10 protein-coding genes are annotated in these 17217 nt (G+C 50.9%); all 10 read right to left on the bottom strand.

The window, feature by feature from the left end; translation table 11 throughout:
• Positions 1-180: 180 nt before the first annotated feature.
• Entirely contained in the window at positions 181-789 is a 609-nt protein-coding gene (locus CJA_RS12665) for a hypothetical protein (RefSeq protein ID WP_041551511.1), read from the bottom strand.
• Positions 783-8162, bottom strand: a complete 7380-nt coding sequence (locus CJA_RS12670) for an RHS repeat-associated core domain-containing protein (protein WP_012488218.1) — start codon at positions 8160-8162, stop codon at positions 783-785. The genes CJA_RS12665 and CJA_RS12670 overlap by 7 nt, the downstream gene beginning before the upstream one ends.
• Positions 8163-8388: 226 nt before the next feature.
• Positions 8389-8772 (bottom strand): lactoylglutathione lyase, encoded by a 384-nt coding sequence (gene gloA, locus CJA_RS12675; protein ID WP_012488219.1) that lies wholly within the window; start codon positions 8770-8772, stop codon positions 8389-8391.
• 119 nt (positions 8773-8891) lie between these two features.
• Positions 8892-10583: a BamA/TamA family outer membrane protein gene (locus CJA_RS12680; RefSeq protein ID WP_148726211.1), complete on the bottom strand. Its 1692-nt coding sequence runs from the start codon at positions 10581-10583 to the stop codon at positions 8892-8894.
• Between the two features lie 146 nt (positions 10584-10729).
• Positions 10730-11521: a sulfite exporter TauE/SafE family protein gene (locus tag CJA_RS12685; protein WP_012488221.1), complete on the bottom strand. Its 792-nt coding sequence runs from the start codon at positions 11519-11521 to the stop codon at positions 10730-10732.
• Positions 11518-11727 carry a cbb3-type cytochrome oxidase assembly protein CcoS gene (gene ccoS, locus CJA_RS12690; protein WP_041551513.1) on the bottom strand — a complete coding sequence of 70 codons (210 nt, stop codon included), beginning with the start codon at positions 11725-11727 and terminating at the stop codon, positions 11518-11520. Before ccoS ends, CJA_RS12685 begins: the two co-directional genes overlap by 4 nt.
• A 24-nt stretch (positions 11728-11751) precedes the next feature.
• On the bottom strand, positions 11752-14172 hold the full coding sequence (locus CJA_RS12695; RefSeq protein ID WP_012488223.1) for a heavy metal translocating P-type ATPase: 2421 nt from the start codon (positions 14170-14172) through the stop codon (positions 11752-11754).
• Positions 14173-14718, bottom strand: coding sequence for a FixH family protein (locus CJA_RS12700; RefSeq protein ID WP_041551514.1), 546 nt, complete (start codon positions 14716-14718; stop codon positions 14173-14175).
• A gap of 44 nt (positions 14719-14762) precedes the next feature.
• The gene (ccoG, locus tag CJA_RS12705; protein ID WP_012488225.1) at positions 14763-16175 is read right to left on the bottom strand and encodes a cytochrome c oxidase accessory protein CcoG; all 1413 of its coding nucleotides are present in this window, start codon (positions 16173-16175) and stop codon (positions 14763-14765) included.
• A gap of 131 nt (positions 16176-16306) precedes the next feature.
• The gene (ccoP, locus tag CJA_RS12710; protein ID WP_187422469.1) at positions 16307-17209 is read right to left on the bottom strand and encodes a cytochrome-c oxidase, cbb3-type subunit III; all 903 of its coding nucleotides are present in this window, start codon (positions 17207-17209) and stop codon (positions 16307-16309) included.
• Between the last annotated feature and the right edge of the window lie 8 nt (positions 17210-17217).

Raw genomic sequence — 17217 nt, forward strand, 5'->3', positions numbered from 1 at the left:
CAGTGGGTTATTCCACAAATAGCTGTAACGATTATAACTCTGCGTATTGGTCGCGGCCTGAATAAACGGATTAGCCTGTAGAAAGAAGACAATATGTGTATCGTTATCTACACTCAGCCATAAAAACTATTTCGTTTAAGTAACACAAAACAACTCAAAAAATATCCATTTTTATTATTGCTACTTAATTTTTTTAACACTTATCAAGTAGGCCTCATAATTGAATGGAACCCCAACCTCCCTTAAATCATAATCTCCATAAGAACTTAAATTCATCTCAACAAGATAGCGTTTATTTTTCTTTATACCAAAATCAGATGCTCGATTAAGATGTACTCTATCCCCATCTTTAATAAAGAAAAACGCTCCATTTTTTAAGTCAGGAACCACTTCAAGGATTACGGTTTTAAAACCGAAAGTTTGAGGCACAATATTATGTGACTCGACGTACAATGCGGCCACAACACGGCCACATGCTGAAAGAGCTTTAGCACTCAACTCATTATTTTGATTTTTCGAACATTGCTCACCTAGACGCTTATATTCATCAACAGCAAGCTTATCCACAGTAAGCAATCGGCCATGATCCATATAAGAGTTATAAAACTCAAACTTATTCAGCTCAAACATATCATTGTTCAGCATATAATTTACTGAAAACAACATCATACTGGGTACAAAAGGGGTAGGCGTATAAATCCTTTTAGTTTCCACATATTCAACACCACCAGCCTTTACACAATTCACCAGTACGCACAAAAGCAATACAAAAAATGATTTTATTACCATAAACTTCCTACCTCTTTTCGTGTTCTATTAGCTTGTCCAGTGTTTGATATCGATGCATCCCACTCGAATATGCGCCCTTTAGGATCAGAGAAAAATGCCCGATAATTCGGCGACGATCTGGTTATCTGTTTAGCCGTAGAATATGCTCCAGCCACATCGTCAGGACTCATACTATAAGAACCTCCCGTTGTCGGATGAGAATGAAATTCAGCAACATATTCAATAGCGCCTAATTCCTGAGCCATCCCATAAAGTGGACCCAGATTGACACTAGTGTGCCTACCCTCTACGGTCAGTGCTTCTAGCGCACCTTCACCATTTCGATAAACCAGTATCCCAACCTCCATCTTTCTTAAATCTTTTTTCGAGTATCCAGACATTCTTTTCTTAATAAGATCGACAACAGGGTCTTCGCTATTTTCTATCTTATGTGCTAATGCCTCATCATTAAATGCCCTTGAGAAAGCCCCCGTCATCGCCCCATTCGCAAACTTACCGCCAGACAACGTCGATGCTGTTCCCCCTACAATCGCCGCCGCCGTAATTCTCAGTGCGCGGTTGCCTGCATCAAAGTAGCTGGAACTAAACTTACTACCACCAATCCTGTCGATACCTCCAGCAAACGCTTGCGTAACCCCTGCCGATGCAAACCCATGACCAAATTTGCCTCCCTGCAATACCGACATGACACCACCAACAATTCCATGCGCAAATACCTTAAGGCCAAAGTCCGCTGCTTTAAGCCCACTCCCCAAAAAGTTACCGCTACCCTCTGCACCTTGAAATGCAGCCCCTACACTAAAGAAAGCCGCTCCACTCACTGCTCCAGTCAAGGCGCCCCGCAAAATATTCCCACCATTTGCTGCCGCACCCGCTGCTCCAGCGGCTGCTCCTGCCCCCATCGCTCCCCATATGCTCGCTGTGCATGGAGGGCAATACGCCGCCAACACAACACCAACAATGGCTCCCACAAATGGTCGGATCTTATTCCACAGCTTCTTGAAGAAATATCCACTTGGATCGGTCGCGTTTAATGGATTATTTAATACGTAAGAATAGCGGTTGTAACTCTGCGTATTGGTCGCGGCCTGAATAAACGGATCAGCCTGTAGGAAACGTGCAATACGTGCATCGTAAATCCGCCCGTTCATATGGATGATACCCATATCATCCACCATTTCATGACCAGTGTAGCCACGGGTAGTAATAGGCTGGGTAAAGCCGGTGAGGCTTAAGCTACTGATTACCTGGCTGATGGTTTGCGCTGACCAATCCTCTCCGCTGCGCCTTGCGCCCCAAGCATCAAAACTCATGGAGTGGGTGACTTTGCCGGTACCATCGGTAATGGCATCCACTGAACCCAGGTGGTCAACGTAGAGGTATTTTTTATCTGAGCCGTTGGCTTGTAACACATTGTTGACAGTTCGGTAGGTATGGACGGCGCCGCCGACTGTTCGCTTCCATTCCACCACGGTCGAGTTATTGGTGGCAATGCGTTCGATATTACCCAGGTAAGTGGTGGTGGTTATGGTTGAACCTTTTTTATCTATCCGTTGCCAACGGGCGCGATCCGGGCCGTAACTGAATTCAGCATAGTTATTGGCATCCTTACTGATTTTGCTGGCCATGTCATAACTGGTGTATTCAAAACTGCGTCCATCGCCGCTGATCACATTGCCGTTGTTGTCGTACCGATACGCCACACCATTTACCGAGGTGACCGCATGGGCACCGCCGTTGACACGGTCGTATACATAATTCCCCACGTCTTTTTTGTAGGTGATGTTGCCCAAGCCATCGTACTTAATATCCGGGGCTCCACCACACGCAGGGGTACGGCTCGGCAAGGTGGCGACCAAGCGGTTGAGGCCGTCGTAACAGAAGCCTTCTTCTTTGGCTTTGGATGTGCCGCTGCCAATCCTGGCGCCGGCGGTAATGCGGTACCTGAGGTTACCGACGGTATCCCAGTCGTAGGTGTTGTGCTGGATGTCGCGCAAGCCTGTCACCGTGGCTTGCTGCTTGCTCAGTAAGCCGGTGTAGGGATTGTAGGTATTTACCGTCACCGCACCATTGCCGCGCGTTTCACGGGTGACCTGGCCGCGTTCATTCATCTCCAGGATGGTGCTGAGTACACCGCGTGAACCATCGCGTGGGGCAACATCCACTGTGCGGTAGACATAACCATAGGCGTTGTATTGGGTTTGCACACCGCTGTCGGCGAACACCGATTGCAATACATCGCGCGTTTCATAGGCGCGGCCAATGCTGTCGTACTTAACGCTGGTGATGTAGTCCGAGCCATCCGGTAAATGGGTAAAAGTGATTTCGGGGCGACTCTTTGAATCATATTGCGTCTGGACACAGTGATTGCTGCCGCCACAGCTTGTTTGTGCATTGGCGATAGTGGCATTCACTTTATTCATAATGACGGCAGTGAGCTTACCTTTGGTTGTTGCGCTGACCGTACCGCCCAGGGGCGCATCATAGAACCAGGCAGTATTGCCATCCAACACACCCGCCTTGAAGTCTTTGCGGGTAGTCATACGACCCAGTGCATCATAGGTCATGCTGCTGGTGCCTACCGGGCCGGACTGTTCCGTCAGCTCACCAAAGGCATTGTATTTGTAGAGCCACCAACCATTTGTGGTGCTGGCGTTATTGCAGCTCACGGTGCCGGTGGTTTTAAAACCGCCCTTGTCAGGGTCGTGCATAGCCACCTTGCGCCCCAGGGTGTCGTAACACAGGGTCACGGTAACCGGGGCCACATTGGGGGAGGCATTGGGCGAGTCATCGGTAGTCGCCGTTAACAGGTCGCCCTTGCTGTTGTAGGTATAGGTGATAGTGCCGCCCAGGTGATCGCGCACACCGATAAGCTGGCCCAGGCCATTGCGGGTTTCTGTCCGGGTTTGCAGCAGCGCATTAGTGATGGTGGTTTCATAGCCGTGGTAACGACTGCTTGATAAGGAACCATCCGGCGCCTTGACCGATTCCACGCGACCCAAGCGATCATAGTGATAGGTAGTCCAACCTAGCGGTGAGCCGGATTCAAAGTAAGGCGTGCTCTGGTGTTTCAAGCGCCCCAGGATGTCGTATTCGCTGTCGGTGTAAACCCAGTGGCCATCAAAACCGACCGTGGCAGCGCGCAGTACACGCCCCACACCATCCAGGTAGTCAATGCTCCGGCCACCGCCTGCCACACGTTTGAGTCGATAGAATTTGGCACCTGCAGGGCACTGGACAGAGACACCGACATAGGTAGTACAGGCGGCAATATCTGTCCTCGACCAGGCGCCGCTGGCATCGCTGCGCAGATACTCAGCACCCATATCGTCGTAATAAACATCGGCAGTGACGTCGTTGGCATCCTTGACCTTGGTCGGTGCGCCGGTTACCGGATCACGCGCCGTCACACTGGCCGTATGGTTCAGGTTATTCAGGGTCGCGTTGACATAGCGGCCGATGCTGTCGTATTGGTAAGTCGTCTTACGGGTTTGGGTCAGGGTGCTGCTGGCTTTACCCGTGACACTCACCTCGGTTTTATTACCGAAGGCATCGTAAACATAACTCGTCACCAACTGATCGGCGGTGCCTTCTGCCACCACTTCCTTGGCGAGCAAACCCCTGTGCGGTGCCGATTGATGGTATTCAAAACGTACTGTGCGACTGGTATCGGCAACGCCGTTGCGGGTTGTAGTCACTGTGGAGCGTTCCAGGCGCCCCATTTGCCTTTCCCAGGCGCCGGTAAAGTAGACATTGTCCGTTTGCTGCACCAGTGTCTGCCCGCCACCTGCCGTTGTCACGGTGATCCGGCTGACATTACCGTATTCATCCGCCGCCATTTGCGTATCCGTGGTTACCGTTTGCAGAGGGGTTGTCCCCACAGAGCCGTCCGTGTTTAAGGCATAAGTGCGCTCAACGGTTTGTTCAACATAGGGCTGGTAACGCTTGCTGGTACTGGTGGCGTAGGTTTTCCGGTTCCATTTATTGGTGGCATGGCCCAGCACCTTGCCATCGTGGGTTTTGGTAATGGTTTCAGCCGGTGAACCGATATACGGCCAATCCTGGCGGTATTTGGTTTCTGTGGTAATGCCGGTTTGCATATCAACGGTTTTCAGCTCGGCAAAACCCAGCATCCCCCTGCCCGCAGCCTGCATACGCAGATGCTTGTAGTAATAACTGATACTGCTGGTTTTTGATGAGGCGCTACCGGGACTGGCGGAACTAGTCGCATGTAAACTCGACGAGGCTTTAGTAACAATTGGCATTCCGCCTATTGTTTCCAATACGGGGGCGTTTACCAGGTTGTTATGGGTTAGACCGGCAAAGGGATTATTCACCTGGCGATAATAGTCATCTGTATTAATGTTATAGGAGGTCACATTCGAGCAACTCTCGCCGATGAGCGTCACCGGAGGTGTGTTGCTCGCAACATAGCTATACACCGGTGTACAAACCTGCTTGGTGTCACCGGTAATTTTTATATCGCCAATGGGTAAATAATGTGCCGATTGACTAAGCGGCTCATAGTGAACACTGGTGTAATTACCAAAGCCATCGGTGATGCCATAGATTAAATCAAGCGATGTGCTGCCACTCTTTTTGCTGACCGCTAAATTACTGTAGCCTGATTTTTTACCCCAGGTAATTCGATCTACCCAGGTATCACCATTGGCATCGGCATAAATATAGGTGAGATCATTACTGGTCGTGGTTTCCAACATCTGCCATGCATTAAATGCCGAGGTTTTGGGATTCCAGTATTTAATCGATATGGGGTTATAGGTGTAACCCGCTCTGGCTTGGCGCCAGACAAGGTCAAGGTAGCCATCGCTGTTAATATCGGCAAATACCGGCTCCTGTAAGCCAACCCCCTCCAACCCTGCCGGAATGTCAGATAACAAGACTTCCGCAGAAAACCCCGCCCCCGTACTTAAGCGGTAATACCATCTGCCATTGGCTGTTTTTTTATAGAGAATATCCGACAATCCATCACCGTTAATATCGGCGCTCTGCACCTGGGATACAACCCTCTCGCCTTCTGCATAATCGACCGGCTTCGCATAGTACACAAACTGGTTATCACCATCCGCAACATAAACCCTGAATTCTGAATAAATAATATTCCTGCCAACCGCATGGGAATAAACCGCATGGTATACATTAAGTGCGATATCGACTTTTCCATCACCATTAAAATCGCCGAAGCTCACATTTTTTGAAGAAAGGCTTAAGGTCGCAAAACTCGTGATAGGGGAAGATGCTGGCGTCCCAGTGAACTGATAATCGACAGGTGAGCCAAACTGATAATAGGTATTGCTGGTTACTGCAGCACCCGGCCGAGGCTCAAGTGTGTAAAGTTTTCTTGAACCAGTACCATTTAGCTCAGTGACATCAGCCAAACCATCCGAATTAATATCGCCCACCACAATATTGGGACCAGTGAAAGGCAATATGCTATGGTATTGCAAATGCCATCCCGCTTGATTCGGCACCGATAAATACAGCTTCCACTGCTGTGCACCCGGATCGTAAACCATCAAATCCTGATGACCATCACCGTTGTAATCAATCACTTCGAATTTAGGCGCGACAGCACTATTTGAGTAATTAAACAAGGTTTTGACTGAGCTGGAAGCAGAACCTGTATTTGCAGCATCTAAAATATAATAAATAGTGGTAATGCCAAAATTACTATATTCCGACCACACATAATCCAATACACCATTGCCATTCACATCCAGGAAGGCGTAATTGGTTATAGTGGAGTTATTACCAAAATTTCTGTCCACAAGAGCCGTGTTGAAATTTACAGCCGCATTCTCGTGCCAGCTAAATGTGGTCGCCGGATAGCAAACTGTGCCCGATGTATTGGCGCATTCCGTAATACTTTTGACCCGGCTGTATGCACCGATTGCGGCGGGCGCGTAGTCGTAACCCAGCGTGTAATCGCGAAACACATGACTGCCATTGTAAGTCGTTATTTTTTTCAGGCGTTTGCTATTGGTAAATAAGTATCCTGCAACATAGCCGCTCGTCCAGTCATTGCGATCCTCATAGGTAAATACCATCTTGGCATTGTGGTTATACAAACTTTTGCTGGTGCCGTAGGCGTAGTAAATTTCCTTAATCCGATGTCCATCATTTGCATTACCTTCATAGAGGTAATTAATCGGATTGCCCACACTGTCTTCAAATTTGCTGATATTCCAGCTCATGACCCCACTGGCAGTCGCCACTTCTGAAGCAGCCGTACCAATATCACCATAAGTGGTTTTGGAGCCATCTTTGGCTACCGCTATAAAATAATCCGGGTTACCGCTGGTGCCTCCCACGGCGGTAACCGTTACAAAGGTTTCTATTTCTGTTTTATAAACACTGCCCGGTTGGCCATAGGTACCGGATGTCAGCATCAACCGCTGGCCATCCAGACAATACCTATCGTTAGCCGTCCAGGTAATGGGCCTGGCAACACCATCTTGCGATAAGGTTTGGCGACAGCGGCTAATGCTACCCAGGCCACCCATATTCCAACCCTTGCCGAGCAGACCATTATCCGCCTGGCTGGAATAACCGATATTCACTTGCGGTTTAACACCGGCCACACCGTCCGGCATGTTGATAGCAACGTTATAGGTTGCCGCGCCGGATTCATTCACGCGGAATTCACCGGCCACAGAACCGACAAATGTACTTGGCTTACCGGTGATAGGCGCGCTGTTGACAACACCGTTGGTTAATTCCGGGCTTAATGCCCCCACCGGGGTTTGGGACGTTACCGTAATCGTGTTGGACGTTCTTGCGTCCGAACAACCAGACGTTGTCGTGGTACAGGCACGTATGCTGTAGGTGTTGGCACCCACCACGGGATTTGAATCGGTATAAGCCGTGACGGTATTCGACGGTGTTGCTATTGATACGCCATTTCTCTGGATTTGGTAGTAAGTAAAAGGCTCTGGCGGCTTCGTCCAGGTAAGGGAAATACTCGGGGCAGTCAATGTGGCCGTTAACATACCGGGTGCGGATGGCTTAGGGTTTACCTGCACGGTCACTTCACCACGGTAGTAATACGTATTACCGGAAGGTGAGCACAAATATGTCCACAATTTATAGGTATAGGTGCCGGTGGGATTAGACTGAACATTAAACGGTTTTGTCTGAAGCCCTACTTCACGCAAAAGTTGGCCTGAAGTGTTCAGCTCCTGAATTTTATAGGGGTACGTGTAGCTGCCGCCATTACATGATGAGGTAGCATTGAATGTCCAATCAATGGTGTATGTCCCGGAAGTACTATAGGTAGGTGCAATAAAATTGGCTTTGGCCGGGGATACAAGAGTAATGATCAAAAACAACGACAAAAGAAAAAATTTTTTCATAATATTTTCCATAACAATCAATATTCGTCCCCTGATATGAAGCGCCTTAACTCGCCAGAGACAGACGCCGGCAGATTGCACTGCCTAAAAAAAGTACGCAACTGAATACGTATTCAACGCCAATATTCTTATATTTTGAAAAATAAGGATTGCCCTTACCTCAGGAATTGGCGATATAGCCCCACCCATATGTCATACATATACCATTTTTAAAGCAGCAATAATTTTATTTTATACCCAACAACTCAACCCGATAACCATCCGGGTCTTCAACAAAGGCAAGAATCGTGGTGCCGTGTTTCATTGGGCCGGGTTCACGCACAATTTTTCCACCGGCAGCTCGGATTTTTTCACAGGTAGCGTACACATCGTCACAACCTATAGCGATATGACCGTAGGCAGTGCCCAACTCGTATTTTTCTACACCATAGTTGTACGTCAGCTCAATGACGGTGTGGGTAGACTCTTCACCATAGCCGATAAATGCCAGGGTAAACTGGCCTTCGGGGTAGTCCTGTTGGCGCAACAAGGTCATGCCCAGAACCCGGGTATAAAACTCCAGGGATTTTTCCAGGTTGCCGACACGCAGCATGGTGTGTAATAAACGCATGGTTACCTCACTCACTAACACGACAATATCATTCTAAACATACAAGCAAACTATCGGCTGGTTTTTACAGCGATCGATAGACTGGTTACAACACTATTATAAAGTTGCCTGCGTCCGTATTAAAACTTAGTCGCGCCGCCAATGGTCACCTGGTATTCGCTGATACCATTGCGCTGTACCAGGGGCGTCGCAATATCCAGGCGTGCGACTGTGCCTATTTTGACGCGACTGGAGCTAAGCCTTAAACCAATACCGACGTTACTGAGCAACTGGCTCTCACCGTATTCCGGAAGCCCCCAGGCTTTGCCCATATCAAAAAAAGCCACAGCGCCAACACGCAAAAGGCTGAATAAGTGCAGATCGGAAAAATAGCGGCGCTCTGCGGTAAATACATAACGGCGGTTACCGCGCTGGAAATCTGTCGGGTAGCCACGCAGGCCGGTGATATCCCCTACAGTCAGTTCCTCAAACTGCGCCAGCTTGTTTCCCTGGGAATAATTTACGCTGAAATACCAGCGATTTTTTTCATCGTGGAAATAGTTGTAGGAAATGGTGGAACTCAAAACCTGGCTGCTGACATCATCCAGTTCTGCATATTGGCGACCATTGACTGAAAAGCCAAGTTCAAACAAATGCAGATCCTGTATATCAATCATCTGCGTATAACTGGCGATATAGCGCACTACCTCCCCAGGGTTGTCCCAATCTGAAGGACCATACCCCAGGCGCAGGCTAAGGGTTTTACCCAGTGAGATATCCTCGGCGCGCTGGATTTGGTTAACATTTTTAAAAACGCCGAAACGATTGTCCAGGTATTGGTATTCAACCCAGGAATAGGTCGCATTGCGATCCTGTGGTATTCCCATGGTCGTTTCTGCCGTTGCGGCGAATTCATCTTCCTCCTGGGAAAACCCCACCAACCAGCGCTGGGTATAATGCGAATTCACATCGCTAGCCAAACCGGCATAAACCTGGTTAAACCGGGAAAAATGCTGGTATTCGTTGATTTGCTCATCGCGGTAGCGAATGTCGTTGGTCAGAGCCAACTCTTCCACATGCATACCCGCCGCCCAGGGGGTAGCCAGGGCATGGAAAGGCTTTTCAATTTTTACCATCGAATTGCGGCCATCGGTGGTATCCGCGTAGTACAGGCGAGTACTGATTTGGGAGTTGAAAATATGCGGGTTAGTTAAGTTGTAACCCACCAGGTTGCGCTTGTCGGATTCTGCATAACTGATGGTGAGGCTATTGCCAGTCCCCAGAATATTGCCATCGGAAATGGCAAAACCGGTTTTGGTATCCTCGGACTCACGGCTGACGGAAAACTGGGGTTCCAGCGCCCAGGCATCCTGGGTCACGACCAGCAAATCCACCTGGTCGTCACACACCGTCACAGGCACTATGTAGGCATTGGTCAGGTAGGAGCGCGAACGCAGAATACGTTCACTTTCTTCTATTTCCTCTATTTTTAATGACCCGCCTTCTTCGAACAATAATTGGGCGCGAATAACACTCGGGCGGGTATTGATATGGAGCTTGTTTAACCAGAGATAAAGCTGGTGGCTGTCGCGCGGATCTTCCGGATCAAATACAGAAATGGTTTTGAACCCAATCTGGCGGATACGTTTTCCTTCCAATCCGCGGAACAGGGTGGTCTTGATCCGGGTATCGCCGGCGTCAGCGATTTTTTCACGCATACCGTTGAATGGCGTACAACTTGCGTCTGCATCCTGCACAGAAGCATCAGTTTCCGCCCGTACCGGTACCAGGCAACACCACAGGCTAAACATCAGACCTGCACGAAACATCATCTGCATCAATCGCTCTCACACTGGTTGGAAAGAGCCCCACACAAAGGGGCGAGGCTCTAAATTACCACGACATCCTTAACACATGCTGTAAAGAGTTGGGGAATTTGCCTCTCCCCCCATGATCGGGGTGGGAGGCCGGTCACCCTTTAGTGATGGTGGTGATGGGCGCCATGGTCCAGCGTGTTCGGAGCACTGGACTCCGTTGAGGATGCAGAGGATGACGGATGGTGATGTTCATGGCTGGAAGGGTGATCATGGCCCATGTGATGGCTATGGCCTCCCCCGCCCCACAGGGTCCAGAGTCCAAACAGGATAATGGAGAGCGCCAATACCCAGCGCACCTGCGGACGCTGCAGCCAGCGCCCCAGTTGCTGGGCAGCAATGCCTGTTGCCAATACCGATGGCAAGGTTCCCAGACCAAAGGCCAGCATGATTGCACCTGCAGCCAGGGCTTGCCCCTGGGCCATGGCATACACCAGGGCCGAATACACCAGGCCGCAGGGCAACCACCCCCAGATGGCCCCCAGCAACACGCCTTTGGATACAGAATCTACTGGCATGATTGTTTTGCCGATAGGCTGGAGGTATGCCCATAAATAGCGCCCCCCCGCCTCCAGGTAGGTCAGGCCTCGCCACCAGTCAGCCAGGTACAGGCCCATGGCAATCAGGAGCAAGCCCGCCAACCAGCGCAACCAGCCAATGGCTCCCCAGACAGCCAACTGGGCCGACAATAATCCCACCAAAAGCCCCATCAAGGCGTAACTCGCGATACGCCCGATGTTGTAGCTCAATAACACCAGCCAGCGCTTGCCTTTGGCATCTGCCGGGATTGCCATGCTGAGCGCTCCCATGATGCCGCCGCACATGCCAATACAATGGGCACTGCTAAAGAGGCCGAGCAAAAACGCCGCCGACAAGGAGGGTAAATCAAGCATCATACGGAGGTATTGTCAGAGGGGGGCTCAGCGGAACCGGAGGTTTTTCCAGGCGCTGAAGGCTTTGTGTCATCGGCATCAAACAGAATGCGGTGTGCCTCCGTATCCAGGTTGTCATATTGACCGTTATTGATAGCCCAAAAAAACACTTTAATGGCTATGGCAATAAAGATCAGGGCGCAGGGCACAAGAAAATACAAACTTTCCATGGGCAATCACAACAGGGTTAACAGCTAATGTTTCAGGCGCAGGGCATTAAAGATAACCACCAGCGAACTGGCCGTCATACCCATAGCGGCAAGCCAGGGCGGTACAAAACCGGCAGCGGCCAGGGGCAGCGCTAACAGATTGTATACCAGCGAGAAGCGCAAGTTCTGTTTGATCACACGCTGGGTCCGGTGTGCAAGCGCTATGGCATCCGCCAGCACCAGTAGATGGTCATTCAATAAAACCGCATCAGCACGGGTTTGGGCCAAGTCCGATGAGCAGGCCATGGCAACGGAAACATCCGCACCGGCCAATACCGGGACATCGTTAATCCCGTCGCCGACCATCAGCACTTTATCACCTGCTGCCTGGCACTGGCCGAGTCGCGACAATTTGTCACCCGGTGTTGCACCCGCACGGAATGTCTCTATTCCCAAATGAGCAGCCAGTTGCGCTACAGCACCGGACTGGTCACCACTGAGCAATTCCACCGCTATACCGCGCGCTTTAAGTCGTTCGATCAGGGGTTTTGCTTCTGCGCGCGCTTCATCGACCAGGCCAATCCAGGCCAGCAACTGTGTTTCGGAGCCCAACAGCAACCAGGTGTGATAGCCGTCAGGCATATCCGGCACAACCAGGCTCCCCAACTCTGCTGCAAATGCAGGGGTTCCCAAACGGTATCTCAACCCATCAATAACGCCTTCTACACCCGCCGCTGTCAGTTGCTTTACCTGCTCAGCCTGGCATTGGTCGCGCCAGGCGTGGAAGGCCATCGCTAACGGATGGTTCGACCCGGCCTCCAGCGCAGCCGCCAGAGCCAGCAAGCGCCCGTGTTGCGGTTCCCCATCAGCCAGGGAGATCACCCGTTCTACTGCAAACTTACCGCGGGTGAGAGTACCGGTTTTATCAAAAATAACCCGGTTGACTTGTGTCAGCGTCTCAATCACATGGCCACGTGCCACCAGAAAGCCTCGCTGGCGCAAGTTGGCTGTTGCGGCCGACAAAGCGGCCGGCATGGCCAATGCCAGGGCACAGGGACAGGTCACGACCAGGACCGAAAGGGTAATCCAGAAGGCATCCCCGGGCCGGTACCAAAGCCAAAAGGCAAATACCACCGTGCAAACTACCAGGAGTCGGGCAATAAAAAAGCGGGCGATGCGATCGCCAATCAATACCTGCTGTGGTTTTTCATCAGCAGCCTGGGATGCCATACGCTCAATGGCTGACAACTGGGTAGCCGCCCCCAGGGCAATGACTTCCACTTTTAGCGGGCTGTGGTGGTTCAGGGTGCCGGCAATTACCATATCGCCCGGCTTTTTGGAGACTGGCTGTGACTCCCCGGTCAGCAGGGCTTCTACCACGGCGCTCTCCCCTGCCAACACACGGCCATCGCAGGGGAAAGTCTCCCCCGGTTTTACCAGGATCATATCGCCAGCATTAAGCGTTTTTAACGGCAGGTTTTGCTCGATTTCACAGCCATTTTCCTCGCGGATACAACAGGCTGTCAGCGGCATCAGCTGCGCCAGGTTACCAAATGCCAGGCGGTTGCGGTGGCGCGCACGCAACTCCACATAGCGCCCCAACAACAGGAAAAAGGTGAACATGGAGACAGATTCAAAATAGACCTCACCGGTGCTGGTAATGGTTGCCCACACACTGGCCAGATAGGCCAGGCCTATTGCCAGTGCAACAGGTACATCCATCACCAGCTGGCGCATACGAATACTGCGCCAGGCCGCCTGAAAAAATGGCCAGGCGGAAAAAAACACCACCGGTGTGGCGACCAGCATGGACAGCCAGCGCAGGAAATCCAGCCAAAAATCCGTTGCTCCCGTGTACATACCCACCGCAACCATCATCGCCTGCATCATGCCAAAACCGGCAACGCCGATACGCATGAGCGAAATGCGGTTTTCCTTTTTAATGAGCTGCTGTTGCTGCTCATCGGTAGCAGGACGAGGGGTATAACCAATATCGACAAGAGCAGCGAACAGGGTCGAGAGCGGCGTATCTGCATCCCATATCAGGGTACAGCGATGGGTACTGACATTGACGGTAACGGATCGGACGCCGGGGAATTTTTTCAGGTGGGTTTCGATCAGCCAACTGCACGCCGCACAGGTAATGCCTTCCAGCAAAAGATTGGCCTGGCGCAGATTTGCGTCCAAAGGCACCACGAATTCACTCTGAACCTCCGGCAGGTCATAGATCTTCCACGACGCCAGACCACGCTCACCGGAATCTGGTCGCTCGCTCGACTGGGAGCGGAATTGATAAAAACTTTCCAGTCCGCCCTCGACGATAGCCGTTGCAACCGCCTGGCATCCCGGACAACACATGCGTTTGAGGTCGCCCTGGATACGCACCGGGTAATAACTGGCTGGAGGCACAGGCAAACCGCAGTGATAACAGGCGCACTCCGCACTGGTGTCGCGAGCGTTTTCCATCTAGTTAACTCGCGGTTGCAGCAGCGTGCTTTCACCTTTACTAAAGTTGATTTCACCACTCAGACTCCAGTCTGCCTGGTTGCGCTGGGCCAACTCCACCACCGGATACAGGGTGAGGTACCAGGCATACTCAGGGCGAATTGCCAGCTCGCCGTGATACTGGCCAGCGCCCATAGCGCGCAATTGGATTGGCTGGTCCCTGGATGCTTTCACCGGGTGGCTCATAAACAACAACAACTGTTCCGGTATCAGGGACGCATCATCGGGGATATGCGGAAAACGCAGGATAACTTCACCCGATTCCAGATCAAAACGCAGCTCGGCACTAAGCCCCAGGGCTTTGGCACGTTTGTCCTGATCCAATGTCTGGTTAATCATGCGCCCTTCTTTGTAGTAGTTATCGATGATTACATCGTCAGCATTATTAAGCGCAATGGAAACGGTAAAGCCACAAAGGATTATGATAAAAATCAAGGGCCCAAACACAAACCAAAACCAGAACTGGCGATACCAGGGCAATACATTCTCATCGATGGATTCAGTCATAGGAAATACTCGATTACTCATTCAAAAATACGAATACCCGGGAATCAGGGACCAATAAATGTCGTTTCATGGAAGGCGGTTATTTCGGCATTATCCCTGGCGCGCGCACGAATACGAATCTCGGTTTTCTTTTTCTTCAGATCCGCTTTTTTAACTTCAACCCGCACGGGAACCACCAACACTTCACCTTCCACTACAGGTATCGGACGGTAACCATCAATTCCAAATTTATGGGGCCCTTCAATAGTGACATCATAAACATGGGTTTGGCGATCCATATTACTAATCTTGAGGGTATAGACATTGATAATGCGATCACCGGCCACACGGTACATTTGTACGCCGCGATCACGCTGTGCCTCCACACCAACAGGAACCCGGGTGGCAATGGAGTACACAAACAGTCCCATCATAATGCTCAACATCAGGCCATAGCCTAACAGGCGGGGACGGAAAACCTTGGTTTTACCATTGTGGATGGCGTCCTCTGTGGTAAAGCTGATCAAACCGCGCTCGTAACCCATCTTGTCCATAACGCTATTACAGGCATCCACACACAAACCACAATCAATGCACTCCGCCTGCAAACCATCGCGGATATCGATATCGACCGGACACACCTGTACACACCAGGAACAATCAATACAATCACCCATGCCCTGGGCTTTGTAATCATCGCCCGATTTGCGCGGCCCGCGCTTTTCACCGCGCAAGGGATTGTAGGAAACCGTCAGCGTGTCCTTGTCATACATCACCGCCTGGAAGCGGGCATAAGGACAGATGTACTTACAGAACTGTTCGCGCATAAAACCCGCATTCATGTAAGTGGCAATCAGGAAGAAAAATACCCAGAAAGCTGTCGCCAACCCAAGATCAATGGTAAAAAAACCAACGATCAATTCGCGAATCGGTGTGAAATAGCCGATAAAGGTCAGGGAAGTGACAAGTGAAATGGCAATCCAAATGGCTTGCTTTGCGCTTTTGCGCCAAATTTTTTCAAAGTTCCATGGCTGTGCATCCAGCTTGATGCGCTTGTTACGATCACCTTCACACACAAACTCGGCCCAGATAAACATCTGTGTCCACACCGTCTGCGGGCAGGTAAAGCCACACCAGACACGCCCCACCAGGACCGTTACGGTAAACAGCAGGAATGCGGAAATCACCAATAGCCAGGCCAGGTACATGGCATCCTGCGGCCAGAAGGTCAGCCAGAGTACGTGGAACTTGCGCTCGGGCAAATCGAACAGCATGGCCGGGCGGCCATCAATGACCAGCCAGGGCATCAACAAAAAGCCGAGCATCAGGGGGATGCCGGTGTAACGCCGCAAACGCTGGTAAAAACCGGTGATACGCCTGATATAAATCTTGTCGTCAGCTTCGTAGAGATTTACATAACGGATAGACGCATCTTTGGAAGAGGAGCTAGATGCACTCTTGGCAGGTTTGTCACTCAAAGGGATTACCTCATCAGGCCAATGCTGGCATGTGCCACCCGGCTCACCGGCCCTATTAACTCCAAAGAAAAAGGCAGGCCATGGCCTGCCTTCCCTGGAGGGTTTGCAATCCGGGATTGCCCCCCTCGTAATTACTCACTGTCATTCATTGACAGACTGTACACATAAGCTGCTAACAAATGGATACGATCCTGTTTCAGGAGTTCGCCCTGGGCAGGCATAACACCCGCACGGCCATCGCGGATAGTCTGGCGAATCGTGGCAGGGTCTCCACCATACAGCCAAATATCATCCGTCAGGTTGGGAGCTCCCACAGTTTCGTTACCCTTGCCATCTGCGCCATGGCAAACCACGCAGTTGGCAGAGAACAACTTGGCACCGGCCTCCGCCTTGACGTCATCATGCTCACTACCAGAGAGTTTGAGCACATACTCGGCCAATTGAACAATCCCCTCCTCACCGACGACTCCCACCCACGCAGGCATGGCAGCCACACGTCCATGGGTAATGGTTTCAAGGATTTTTTCCGGGGTGCCGCCATACAGCCAATCATGGTCAGTCAGATTGGGAAAGCCCGGGTTACCACCACCGTCTGCACCATGGCAAATCGCGCAGTTGTTGGAGAACAGGCGGAATCCCATTTTCATGGCATCCGTATTTTTCGCCAACTCCTCGATGGGCATTTGGGCATAGGCACCATAGGTATCGGCATACAATGTCTCGGCTTCCTTTTGGTGGCTGCGCAATTCACCTACGGATGTCCACCCCAGGAAACCTTTCCAGCTCCCCAATCCAGGGTAAGCCGCCAGATAAAAAACCGTAAACACAAAGGTCAAAACAAACATAAAGAACCACCAGCGCGGCAGAGGATTGTCATACTCCTCAATACCGTCGTATTCATGGCCGGTCGTCTTGGCTTCCGTGTTTTCATCACCAACAACGGCACGCTTGCGGTTGGCAAAGAGTATCCACAACAGCAACACCAGATTGGTGACTGTCAGGACAATAATCCATAGGCTCCAAAAAGTACTCATAATCAAAT

Origin of the sequence: Cellvibrio japonicus Ueda107 (assembly GCF_000019225.1) — a bacterium.
Lineage (GTDB): Bacteria > Pseudomonadota > Gammaproteobacteria > Pseudomonadales > Cellvibrionaceae > Cellvibrio > Cellvibrio japonicus.

Coding starts and splice junctions, on each gene's coding strand:
- CJA_RS12665 (WP_041551511.1), bottom strand. CDS start 789: ATGGTAATAAAATCATTTTTTGTATTGCTTTTGTGCGTACTGGTGAAT.
- CJA_RS12670 (WP_012488218.1), bottom strand. CDS start 8,162: ATGAAAAAATTTTTTCTTTTGTCGTTGTTTTTGATCATTACTCTTGTA.
- gloA (WP_012488219.1), bottom strand. CDS start 8,772: ATGCGTTTATTACACACCATGCTGCGTGTCGGCAACCTGGAAAAATCC.
- CJA_RS12680 (WP_148726211.1), bottom strand. CDS start 10,583: ATGATGTTTCGTGCAGGTCTGATGTTTAGCCTGTGGTGTTGCCTGGTA.
- CJA_RS12685 (WP_012488221.1), bottom strand. CDS start 11,521: ATGATGCTTGATTTACCCTCCTTGTCGGCGGCGTTTTTGCTCGGCCTC.
- ccoS (WP_041551513.1), bottom strand. CDS start 11,727: ATGGAAAGTTTGTATTTTCTTGTGCCCTGCGCCCTGATCTTTATTGCC.
- CJA_RS12695 (WP_012488223.1), bottom strand. CDS start 14,172: ATGGAAAACGCTCGCGACACCAGTGCGGAGTGCGCCTGTTATCACTGC.
- CJA_RS12700 (WP_041551514.1), bottom strand. CDS start 14,718: ATGACTGAATCCATCGATGAGAATGTATTGCCCTGGTATCGCCAGTTC.
- ccoP (WP_187422469.1), bottom strand. CDS start 17,209: ATGAGTACTTTTTGGAGCCTATGGATTATTGTCCTGACAGTCACCAAT.